Annotated in this window: 6 protein-coding genes; 2 read left to right on the top strand and 4 right to left on the bottom strand. The window is 31.9% G+C overall.

Going from position 1 to position 12343, the window contains the following annotated elements:
* Nucleotides 1-16: 16 nt before the first annotated feature.
* Nucleotides 17-1813, top strand: a complete 1797-nt coding sequence (gene typA, locus J3S90_RS00660) for a translational GTPase TypA (RefSeq protein WP_188049768.1) — start codon at nt 17-19, stop codon at nt 1811-1813.
* A 239-nt stretch (nt 1814-2052) separates the two neighbouring features.
* Here the strand turns inward: typA and J3S90_RS00655 are convergent, their stop codons facing one another.
* The 4 genes from J3S90_RS00655 to J3S90_RS00640 all read right to left on the bottom strand — a co-directional run bounded on the left by J3S90_RS00655 (nt 2053) and on the right by J3S90_RS00640 (nt 10929).
* The gene (locus J3S90_RS00655; RefSeq protein WP_210644026.1) at nt 2053-6417 is read right to left on the bottom strand and encodes a T9SS type B sorting domain-containing protein; all 4365 of its coding nucleotides are present in this window, start codon (nt 6415-6417) and stop codon (nt 2053-2055) included.
* A gap of 24 nt (nt 6418-6441) precedes the next feature.
* The gene (locus J3S90_RS00650) at nt 6442-8526 is read right to left on the bottom strand and encodes a choice-of-anchor L domain-containing protein (protein WP_210644024.1); all 2085 of its coding nucleotides are present in this window, start codon (nt 8524-8526) and stop codon (nt 6442-6444) included.
* A gap of 173 nt (nt 8527-8699) precedes the next feature.
* Entirely contained in the window at nt 8700-9110 is a 411-nt protein-coding gene (locus J3S90_RS00645) for a response regulator (RefSeq protein WP_210644023.1), read from the bottom strand.
* Complete coding sequence (locus J3S90_RS00640; RefSeq protein WP_210644021.1) at nt 9100-10929, bottom strand: sensor histidine kinase; 1830 nt, start codon at nt 10927-10929, stop codon at nt 9100-9102. The genes J3S90_RS00645 and J3S90_RS00640 overlap by 11 nt, the downstream gene beginning before the upstream one ends.
* Nucleotides 10930-11252: 323 nt before the next feature.
* Between J3S90_RS00640 and J3S90_RS00635 the strand changes: the two genes are divergently transcribed.
* On the top strand, nt 11253-12317 hold the full coding sequence (locus tag J3S90_RS00635) for a hypothetical protein (RefSeq protein ID WP_188049773.1): 1065 nt from the start codon (nt 11253-11255) through the stop codon (nt 12315-12317).
* The last annotated feature ends 26 nt before the right edge of the window (nt 12318-12343 follow it).

Genomic DNA, 12343 nt, shown 5'->3' with positions numbered 1-12343 from the left:
CCATTAAAAAACACAGATGGAATCTATAAGAAATATTGCAATTATTGCCCACGTCGATCACGGTAAAACTACAGTGGTTGATAAAATTATGTATCACTGTCAATTGTTTCGTGACAATGAAAACACAGGAGACTTAATCCTTGACAACAACGATTTAGAGCGCGAAAGAGGTATTACAATTACTTCAAAGAATGTTTCTGTTCAGTATAAAGGAACAAAAATCAACATTATTGATACTCCTGGTCACGCCGATTTTGGTGGTGAGGTAGAGCGTGTATTAAATATGGCTGATGGAGTTTGTCTTTTGGTGGATGCATTTGAGGGGCCAATGCCACAAACGCGTTTTGTATTGCAAAAAGCTTTAGACCTTGGTTTAAAACCTTGCGTAGTTATTAATAAAGTAGATAAAGAAAACTGTACTCCTGAAGAAGTTCATGAGAAAGTTTTTGACTTAATGTTTGAATTAGGTGCTACTGAAGAACAATTGGATTTCCCAACAGTTTACGGTTCAGCTAAAAATAACTGGATGTCTGATGACTGGAAAGTTCAAACTGAAAACATTGAGCCATTATTGGATATGGTTATTGCAAATGTTCCTGCTCCAAAAGTATCAGAAGGAACTCCACAAATGTTAATTACCTCTCTAGATTTCTCTGCTTTTACAGGTCGTATCGCTATTGGTCGTTTGGAAAGAGGAGTTTTGAAAGAAGGAATGCCAATTTCATTAGTGAAAAGAGATGGTACTGTAACAAAATCAAAAATTAAAGAATTACATACTTTTGAAGGTCTAGGACGTAAAAAAGTTCAAGAAGTAATTGCTGGAGATATTTGTGCTATTATTGGTGTTGAAGGATTTGAAATTGGTGATACAATCGCTGATTATGAAAACCCTGAAGGATTAGCATCTATTGCTATTGACGAACCAACAATGAGTATGTTGTTCACTATTAATGACTCACCTTTCTTTGGTAAAGAAGGTAAATTTGTAACTTCTCGTCATATTCGTGAAAGATTAACAAAAGAATTAGAGAAAAATTTAGCCATGAAAATGGGTGAAACTGATTCTGCTGATAAGTTCATGGTTTTTGGTCGTGGAGTACTTCACTTATCTGTTCTTATTGAAACAATGAGAAGAGAAGGTTATGAATTACAAATCGGTCAACCACAAGTTATCATCAAAGAAATTGATGGTAAAAAATGTGAGCCAATAGAGGAATTAACTATCGATTTACCAGAAAATCTTTCAGGTAGAGCAGTTGAATTCGTTACGATGCGTAAAGGTGAAATGTTAAGCATGGAAACTAAAGGCGAGCGTATGATTGTAAAATTCAATATTCCATCTCGTGGAATTATCGGATTGCGTAATCAATTACTTACTGCTACTGCTGGTGAGGCTATTATGGCACACCGTTTCATAGGATACGAGCCTTACAAAGGAGAAATTTCTGGACGTAACAAAGGTTCATTAATTTCTATGGAAAAAGGAAAAGCTATTCCTTATTCTATTGATAAATTACAGGATCGTGGTAAATTCTTCGTTGAGCCAAATGCTGAGATCTATGAAGGTCAGGTAATTGGAGAAAACTCTCGTGGAGATGATATGTGTGTAAACGTAACTAAAGAGAAAAAACAATCTAACGTACGTTCTTCTGGAAATGATGAAAAAGCGAGAATTATTCCTCCAATCATTTTCTCTTTAGAAGAAGCTTTAGAGTACATTCAAAAAGATGAATATGTTGAGGTTACTCCGAAATCTATTCGTTTGAGAAAAATTTACTTGACTGAAACTGATAGAAAAAGATTTAAAATCTAATTTATCTTTTATCATATTAAAAAACCCATTCATTTATTTGAATGGGTTTTTTGTTTGTTGATATTTCTTAACTGTTTTAGAATTTTACGTAGCGTTTGTATCACTTTACTTGCGTGAGGGATAGAAACAAGCTACCGAAGTAGCGTGGATAGCCCGACAGCACAAACAAAAAGGGCCAACTCATCACTATGATGCGTTTGGCCCTTTTTTTTTGTGGTGGCACGTCCTATAATTCTTTATTATCTTTTTAAACTAAAATGTCCTTTTAATTCTCTACCATCTTCTAATTTTATAGTGTACCAATAATCATCAGACGGCAACTGAATTCCGTTGAAAGTGCCATCCCAACCTTCACTTGTGGCAATTAATTGCTTAAGTAATTTTCCGTAGCGATCAAATATATATATTGTTGTATTGGCATTAAAGGAAGTGTTTATTCCTTTTACCTGCCAGTAATCATTGTAGTGATCATTATTAGGAGTGAAATATTTTGGTATACCAAGTACTGCTATGGTTTTACTAATTGTTCCACATCCATTTGCATCGTTTACGTAGATATCATGAATTCCTGGCGGCACATTGGTAAAAGTATTCGATGTTTGAAAAGGGCCAGTGGGACCATCTAAACTGTATTCGTATTTTCCAGGTCCTTTTGTATTTACTATAATTGTGTTATCGTCAGTTATATCTGATATTTTAATATTAGTTAATGTAGCGATGTCTGACGGACTGACTTTTATACTTCTGATTCTGCTACATCCTAATCCAGAGCTAACTTCAACTGTATAATTTCCTTCGGTATTTACTGCTAGGGTAGGATTGGTTTCTCCGTTTAAAACGACATTGTTTTTTGTCCATACGTAAGTATAATTAGAAGTCAGTGAATTATCTAAAATTCCGGCATCTAAGGTTACAAATAAAGTAGGGATATTAGAGCAAATTAATTGATCTTGACTGTGGTCTTTATTCAGATTTATATTGGGTGTTGGATTGACTTTTAGCGTTATACAAGGTTTTATCCCAAAACAAGTATTGTTTAAATCACTGTCTACTCGAACCCAAATTTGTTGTGTTATTGGGCTACTTGTGTTTCTGTAATTGGTGTAATTTGTAATTTTATTTAATTGGGATAAAGCATCTGCTTGATTTTGGTAATAGGTAATAGTATAATTGCCAACCGGAAGTATATTTTTTATATCATCTGTGACAGTGCTGAAATTAAATGTTGCGATTCCGTCAGTGTCATCATTTGTAGAATCAACAAAATCATCACAAGTTTCAAATATCCTTTCGAAAGAAGATTGAATTGCTGTTGCTGAAATTTTTAAGTCAATTTGTGCTACGCTAAAGCAACCATTGCTATTAGTAACTCTTGCCCAAACGGATTGATTAAAAGGAATTTCATTTGTGAAAGCTAAAGGATTTGCAATTAATTGTAAAGCATCTTGTGTATTTGCACCTACTAAAGTTTTGTAAAAAGTAAAGGTTTGTGCAGTTGCGTTATTTGTAATTTCATTGTTTTTTATTGTAAGATTAAAAGTGGTAATCCCATCAAAATCATCGTCACATTGTACTAGGTTAATGTTATTGACAATGGGTAGTGCATAAGTTTGAAGTGCAATTTCATTTGAAATTAATCCACAACTATTACCTATTTTATTTAGCTTTACGCGGTATTTATAGCCATTCATTGCGCTTTTTACGCTTGTTAAGGAAAGAGTATTTGTAGTAACCCCAGAATAAGTAACATTGTTTGTTATATCCGTCCAATTTACTCCATCCATAGAAATTTGCCATTGGTAGGTATTTCCAAGATTATCAGTAATAGATATTGTTGTGTTTTGTAGCTCACAAATAATTTGTGGTTGTGGTTGAATAGTTATAATTATTGGAGCGGCAATAATGTAATTGCTGTTTGGAGCGGTGTATGCTGTTGCACTAATTACTTTTCCTTTTACATCTACTACTACAGGATTGTTACCTAATAGTCCATCAAAATTGGGATCTAAAAAACCAGCTTCTATGACATCAAAACACAAATCGCCGTCACTATCTAAATCACGGTAATTTTTGATGCCATCATTATCAGTATCAGTGCCCAAACTTCCTGTTTCAATAGAATCGTATATTCCGTCATTGTCGCTATCTACATCTAGATAATCGGGAACTCCATCATTATCAGTATCTACAGGAAAAAAACCGGGTTCGAAAGCATCGTCTAAACCATTTTTGTTCGTGTCAATATTGGAGAACGCAACTGCATTGTCTATTTGAGCTTCAATAGTATCAGGTATTCCATCGTTATCGCTGTCTAAATCAAGTTGATCTGGAATTCCATCCCCATCTGAATCCTTTGGTAAACAAGTAGCTTTAATTTGAAAAGTAGCTTTATTATTTGAAGTATCGGATAAGTTCTTGTGAATGAAAGTTAATGAATCGGTCAAATACGATCGCAAGCTAAAAGTTCCGGTTCCTGCAGCTAAAGGAACTGTGCTGTTCAATCGAAAACGAATTTCAAAAGAGGAGTATTCTTTTACTTCACTTTCAAAAATTCCATCATAGTTAGTGTCTATTAACAACTGATTGTCCGGATTAAGAATCGTTATTGTTTTGTCGATAGGTGCTTTTATTATAAATTCTGCATTAGAATTTAGTAGATCCGCTGTATTTGCAGTATTTACATATTCTAAAGCTATAGAAATTGGTTTAGCAAAATTCATTACATAACCAACACTATTGTCCTTTCCTGTTGGAATTTCGGATGTGAAAACTCCATTGCTTTTTCCTGTCAAAGGATTAGAAACTGCAAGGATTGAAGTTGATATGACGCCAGAAAAAGAATTATTATAGTTTTCTTTAGAAATGCTTCCGCTTTCTAAGTTGGAAAGGTTAATTGAAAGATCTCCATACGATTCTGTACAATTTGTAATTCCATCATTATCATTGTCAATATCTACATTGTCATTTGTACCATCATTGTCCATATCTGTAGGGCAGTTGCTAACAGGTATTTTATCAGAAAATATTGGGAATGTATTCGGACATCCAGATATCGTTCCTTGTACTTGATAATATCCTGGTTCAGTCGGAGTAAAAGAATTTGATATTTCTCCAAGAATAGGACTGTCATTTTTATACCATTGAAAACTATCGTAGGAGGAAAGAGAGCTTATTTTTAGAATTATATTGGGTATGCATTTCGAATTGGTAATAGAAACTCTTTCTGTAACTACTTCTGGTTTAGTGTCAAATCCAGAATAATAGCCTCCGTATGTAGCAGCTCCGTTGGTACCAAAGTAAGAAACATAGACTTGCTTAGTAGATTTTACCGTTATATTTCCAGATAAATTATTTTTTGTGTAGCTAACAAAATTGGGATTTCCACTAATTGGTGTAGGCAGAACTCCTATAGGTTGTTCGTTTATAGTTACGATTGCTCCAGCTTCTGTAACTATATTTAAACCTCCGTTAAATTTTATGTTACCAATAGATTCTATAAATGGAATATTGTTGACCGTATTAGGAGTAGTACATTTTATAGGCGGAACAAAAAATAGATTTTGGTTTGCTGCAGCATTTGTTCCGCCTATACTTTGGTAAGCAAAAATATTTTGAGAGGAAGTAACATATAAATTACCATTACTAAAACTCGATCCGTCAATTGCTATATAATTTCCGGCATTAAGGGTGATAGGATCAGTTGATCCATTTAGATAAACAATAGTATTTTGATGAGCTACTAACAAAACGCGTTCGATATCATCAGATCCATTTCCTTTTACAAAAATGTATTCTTTACCTGTTTTTTCTAACGAAACAATTTGATCAAATCCTATATCTCTACCAGATATATTACCTCTATTATCTACTGTTGAACTGTTGCTTCCTCCAAAAGAGCCTGAATTAACAACAATATCTTTGTCAGACACAACCAAGGCGCCAATCATTTTCGAGCTGTTTGATGGCGTGTTGCCGTCAGTATTCTGCAAGGCTAAAACATAACTTTCGTTTTTATTTAAAGTAATGTTTATCGGGCCAGTAATTAATGTGCCGTTAGCAAGTTGGGTTCCGTTTGGAATATTAGAAATAGTGATTTTGGTGTCATTTTCTGTCGATAATATCGAAGCGAAGTTAAGTAATGTACTGTCAAAAATTGGGTTTAGCATTGCGCCCAATCTAAAGGTTTTGCCCAAAGCGCTATTTCCTTTAGAAACGAGTCCTCCTGCATGATTATAAGATCCATTTTGGTTCCGAGCTGAATTAACTCTTACACTTACATAAATTAAATCTTCGGATTCAATTATATATCCTTTATTACTCGTTTTTCCAATTTGATTTTTGTCAACAAACAACTGTGTATTAATTCCTTGCCCAATACTATAAATATAGGGAGAATTATTAGAAACAGTTCCTTTAATTGTATTTCCTCCAATTTCTTTAATTTCAAAATTTACTTTTACAAGACTTGGTGTTGAGATATAGATGTATTGATCTCCTTCTAAACCTTCAGCGCTAGTTAATGGTGGTATGTAATGAGATTTACTGAATTGCGCTAGGCAACTAATTGATATAAAAATAAAAAGGATAAGTAATGTTTTTCTCATTTGCTAAAAATAAGAAAATAACTCTTATCTTTTTAACGAAAAATTTCCTTTTATGATTTTTCCATTCTTAAAATCAATATTAAACCAATAATCATCGGAAGGTAGTTGTACATTATTAAAAGTCCCGTCCCATCCTAAGTTATTTGAACTCATTTGCTTTAATAGCTTTCCGTATCGATTAAAGATGCTTATTGTTGCATTGGGAAATAAATTTAAGTTCTTAATCCTCCATGAATCATTAATTCCGTCGCCGTTTGGCGTAAAAAAACGAGGATAATCAAGCACATAAATCAGCATTGTAGAGAGACTGCAGCTAAAAGTTTCTCTAACATATGCGGTATAAATTCCAGTTTTTACATTTCTAAAGATTGGTTCTTTCTGAAATTGCATGCCATCTAGCGAGTATTCTATTGGACCCGTTTTATTGGTTTGTATTAAAACAGAATTAGTATCTCCAGAAAAATCACTGATTTCAGTTCCAGTAATTATAGACGGAACAATTGTAGTATAAGGAACTATTTTTAACTCTATTTCATAGATACCATAACAGTCTAATCCATTTTCAATACGAACAAAAATGTTTTGTGGATTGGTTGTAGTAGCGTAATTATTAGCGAGAATATTGGTTTTTAGAATGGCGTCATTTTCGTTTAAATAATATCCTTGAATTGCATTTGGTGCCACAACCTTAGGTAGAATTTGCGGACTGATTTCTTTTCTAAAGTCAAATAAACGAAAGCTATTTTGAGTAACATTGCCATCACATAAATTAATTGTTTGTACCGGACTTGAAGTCCTTAAAACTTGAAGTTGTATCTCAGCAGATTTCTCACATCCTGAGGAAGTGTTGCTTACTTTAGCATAAATTGTTTTGGATGCAGCACTATAGTTTGATGGGTTTATTATAATTGGATTCTTATTGATTAAGTCTGCCAAAGTTTCGTAATAGTTTACAGAGTCTGTATTTCCTCCATTAACGGTAGTATTCAATTGGGTTAAATCAAATAGCGCATTCCCACTATCATCCCCACATTGCGCAAGTTGAGTTGTGATAGGGCTTGTGTACTTAATAATAACATTACCCTCTGCTTCGCAACTTCCTGCAATTACAACTTTTACAGTATATTCTCCAGGGCTTTCTACAGTAATACTTGCGTTTGTTTCGGGTAATTCGGTACCGCTTTTAAACCATTTATAAGTATAAGAACTGTTGTTTAGTCCAGTATCGATAACTGACTTTTCTCCAAAACAAACAGTTTGTTCTAAACCTAAATCTATTTTAGGAGAAAAACTACCAGCTTCTATAAAAACAGCTGAATCATAATCTACATTTAAATGATCCGCAATTACTAATTTTATGTGGTACGTTTTGCCGGCAATCACAGGACTTTGAGCATTTAATACTTTGGTTTGTGCACTGTAATTTATGGGACTAGAATCTGTATTGTATCCATTGAAATAATTTTCATTTTTAGCATTACAACCTCTTATAACACCATTCGAACCATTAAAAGATGGAATTTGGGGATGAACATTAGCAGAAGAAACGGGAGTTGTAGTATTGGGTAACACTGCTATGTTTATATAAGGATCTGCAGTTCCTTTTTCTTTTATTAAAAAAGCAAATCCATCAGAGAATTGACAAGGAAAATAATCTTGGTATTCATTTGAAGCAAAAATATAGTTAAAACTGACAAAATTTGTTAGAGGTAGAAAATCGAATTCTAAAACAGTTGAATTAAATGTATTGCTCAAATTTAATGCTTGTTCTAAATCAGTATCTCCTTTCCAATTTTCTGAACCACCACCACTATTTCGGATAAATGGACCAACAGAGTTTGTGCTGCTCCAGGTACTTAAAACAACGCCTTCTTGAAAAGGGAAATTACTACTACCTGCATTAAAGTAAGAGTAGCTTGTGTTGCTTCCTGAAAAATCATCTCCACTTGCCTTTGAATTAGTAATAGTTACGCAGGCACTTTTAACTAAAACATTTTCAACAAGTTGTTGGGCATTCAATGTGTTGTCAACTACAATGTATTGCGCTGTAGCTGTATTAAAAAAATAGCAAAAGAAAATAAAGAATAATACATTTTTTAGTGATCTCATAATACCACAAATATACCATAAATCTGTTTTTATGATATATTAAAAGAATAGAATAAATAAATATGTTTCTTAAATAAAAAAAGCAAAATCCTACAATTTTCTAACATCTTGTTGATTAAATGTCATCCGTTTTATATTTCTTTAAATACAACAGATTTAACCTCTATTTTGTATTAATTAGGTTTATTTATGTCGCTAATTAGTCTGCAAAGTGTATCAAGTTTTTTTGATGTAATTGGTTTTTCAATATAGTTTTTAACCACATTATATTTCTTTGCTTTTTCTATATCAGCGGGATCGATTGAAGAGGTCATTATAAAAATTGAAATGTTTTTTGTAATCGATAAATTAATAAATTCATCAAGAAATTGCCATCCATCCATTAATGGCATATTGAGATCTAAAAGTATCGCATCAGGTAAAATATTGTGATTATCAGAATTGTGTTTTAATTGTTCTAATGCTAACTGTGCATTATAAAAAGATTTTATTTCCTCACAAAATTCATTTTTAGAAATTAGAATACTCATTAATTTGACAGTCAGTTTATCATCGTCTATAATATAAGTCAATTTATTTTTCATTTAAATAAATTTTAAAATTAGATCCTTCATCTACTTTACTTTCGACTTCTATTTTACCATTCATGGCTTCTAATTGATTTTTTGTAATAAACAAACCAATTCCTTTGGCATCTTCATTGCCATGAAAGGTTTTGTACATACCAAAAAGTTTATGACCGTTTCTGATTAAATCTAAACCTAACCCATTGTCTTTGAAGTGTATGACAATGTATTCATTAATAATTTCATATCCTATTTCTAAGGTTGAATTTCGATTAGATGATTTGTATTTTATTGCATTTGTAAATAAATTAAGTAAAATACTGTCAAGATAAGCAGGGATTACGTTAACCGTTAAGTCTTCTGGAATTGTATCGGTTATTGTTATTTTACTATCTTTTATGACTAATCGTAATGCTTTTTTTGTTTTTTCTATTTCAGCTTTTAGATAAACTTGTTTTTTTTCTATGTTAGTTTTTTGCTGAATAGTTATAATTTCATTTAAATATTCGATGGTTTCAGATAACTTTTCCGTTCCTTCTTTAAATAAGTCAAAATAGGAAATTTTTTCTTCTATATCTGTTGTGTTTTCAATTACATCTACAACCATTGATAAGTTGCTAGTATGAGAGCGAATATTGTGAGAAACGATATGGGTAAAATTATATAATTTATTATTTTGATTGCTGGTTACTTCTAAAAGAGCTTTTAATTCTAACTCTTTTTCAATTCTAGACGTTACATTTCGACCGACACCAATAAAATTGACTAAGTTGTTTTTGTTGTCAAATGCAGTAGTAATATTTAATTCAAACCAATATTTTTCGTTGTTTTTGCGGTAATTGAGAATCGTTATTTTTATACTCTCTTTATTCAAAATTGCTTTACGCATCAGCATAGAAGCATGAGGGTCTGTTTCTGGACCTTTAGATAAGTACCCTACTTTATTCCCCAAAACTTCTTCCATGGTTAAGCCCGTTAGTTCTAAATAGGCTTTATTGGCCCAAACAGCAATTCCTTTATCATCAGCAATTACAATTGTATCGGTAGTTTCAGATGCAGCTAGAGAAAGTAGATTTAGTTTGTTTTCTGCATTCTTTCTTTCACTAATATCTCTTATAAAGCAGACTAAGTAAGTTATATTATCTACTTGAAATTTTTTCCCCGATGCTATCTCTACAGGCAAAGAATGGCCTGATTTTGTTTTAATATAAGTTTCATCAACCGTGTATTCATTTCGATGCAAATTATACTTTAAAAAAAAGCGGACTTCTTTTTTGAACTCTTCGGGGAATAATTCCGAATTGTGTAAGCCTTTTAATTCTGAAATTTCATATCCTGTAAGTGCGGTTGATCTCGTATTACAATCAGTTATAATTCCGTTTGAAGTGTCAATAATAAATATGGCGTCATTCGCACTTGAAAAAATTGAAGAAAATTTTTGTACGTTAAGTTCAAGTTCATTTATTAAATTTTGCTCATTTGTAATATCCTGAAAGGTACCTAATAAGTTAGTAGGTCTTCCATCAATACTTTCTACTATACAAATGCATTCTATGTATTTAATATTATTTTTGGCAGTTGTAATCTGGAATTTATCATTAAAGGAGATACCTTCATAAATAGCACTAAAAATACGGCTTTTAATTCTTTCTCTATTTTCTCCCTCAGTATAAAAACTAATACCATTGCCATTAACAGGTTCGTACTCATCCGGAACTTCCAGAATACATTTGGTCACAGAATCCCAATAGATGTGGTTGTTTTGCAAATTCATTTTCCAAATACCAATCTTGGCGGACTGTGCTGCTTTAAAATAAAGTTCGAGTTTATCTGACATAGTAGGTTCTAAAATATAGCTAATTTGGGTTATCAAATATAAAGTATATATTTATCTATCTGTTTTATTTTTTTATAAATTTCACTTATAAAGGGTTAATTTTATGAAATTTATCAAATTGTGTCCCTTGTTTAAACTATTTTGACTACTAAGAAAATTATAGGAAATAATTTATATTTTATTTTTTTATTATTAAATCATTCATCCATTTAAGAATCAAGATTTTTATTACTTTTCTATTCTACATTCTTTATTGCTATAGTCCTTTATAATTCTTCTTTACCTCTCTATTTTATTGTAATTTTGTAGTAAATATTTTTCTAATGAGTGAGCCAATAATGCTTTTTAAAAAACCTTCTTATCCTATAAATGATTCTCTTTTGGAGTATCTGGAACGGTTTGATCGCATCTCTAAAGTTTCTATTTTTTATGATGATTTATTGCGTTTTTCAGGCTCTGTAACTGTTTATGATAAAAACGATCAAGATACCTTATGGATTAGAGTGTATTACAATGAATATGAAAGACAAGAAATCGATTTAAATCTAAAAAAAATCTATTCCCTTTTACACTCCGATGGAAATTTAGGTATTATCAAGTTTCTTAATGTAGACTCTATTGATTATTGCACTTTTGGAAATTCGAAACCATTTAGAATAAAAGTTAGAAACATTCTCAATGATAATTATACCCATTTTTATATCAAAAAAGCTGATGCTTCTCGCGTTTATGGACTGGAATTAGAACACATTCTCTCTCCAGATAAAATTAATTTTTTAGTTTATCAAGACACTTTGATAGAGGAACATATTATGGGAATTCCTGGCGATGTATTTATAAAAACATTACTTGCCGATTGTACTGCAACCGAAAAAGCACAAATTGCTAAAGAGTTTGTAAAGTTCAACGAACGTTGTATGATACGCTTATTAGGCGACATGCGTTCTTATAATTATGTAATCGTTCCTACACATGATTTTGATCATGTAGTTTATAAAATACGGGCTATAGATTTTGATCAGCAGTGTTATGAAGGGAATTTTAAAGTCTATCGTCCTCAGTTTTTCAAAGAGAATTATCCAATGGTTAAATTAGTCAAAGAAAAACTTCAAAACAGCTCTATTGAGCAATATAAAGACGAAGAGCGCTCTGTTCTTGCCAAAAGAATTCTATCTGCTGAAAATCGTATAAAGATTTTGCTTCAAATAATGGGCGAAGATGTTTTGGCACCCGAATCCCATTTAGAACAATTAAAAATGGAACTTTATCGCTATACTAATGATTTGAATTTCAAAAAAGCAAAATCAATGGGAAATATCATGAATGCTGCTTTCGAATTTATTGTTAGGAATTATAAAAGTAGTGCTGTCTTAAAAAATAGAATTTAAATTGAATTGATGTTATATAAGTTCTA

Source organism: Flavobacterium flabelliforme, assembly GCF_017948675.1.
Classification (GTDB): Bacteria; Bacteroidota; Bacteroidia; order Flavobacteriales; family Flavobacteriaceae; genus Flavobacterium; species Flavobacterium pygoscelis.
The sequence above is the reverse complement of the archived record's forward strand: the minus strand, read 5'-3'. Positions and strand labels throughout refer to the sequence as shown.

Coding starts and splice junctions, on each gene's coding strand:
- J3S90_RS00635 (WP_188049773.1), top strand. CDS start 11,253: ATGAGTGAGCCAATAATGCTTTTTAAAAAACCTTCTTATCCTATAAAT.
- typA (WP_188049768.1), top strand. CDS start 17: ATGGAATCTATAAGAAATATTGCAATTATTGCCCACGTCGATCACGGT.
- J3S90_RS00655 (WP_210644026.1), bottom strand. CDS start 6,417: ATGAGAAAAACATTACTTATCCTTTTTATTTTTATATCAATTAGTTGC.
- J3S90_RS00650 (WP_210644024.1), bottom strand. CDS start 8,526: ATGAGATCACTAAAAAATGTATTATTCTTTATTTTCTTTTGCTATTTT.
- J3S90_RS00645 (WP_210644023.1), bottom strand. CDS start 9,110: ATGAAAAATAAATTGACTTATATTATAGACGATGATAAACTGACTGTC.
- J3S90_RS00640 (WP_210644021.1), bottom strand. CDS start 10,929: ATGTCAGATAAACTCGAACTTTATTTTAAAGCAGCACAGTCCGCCAAG.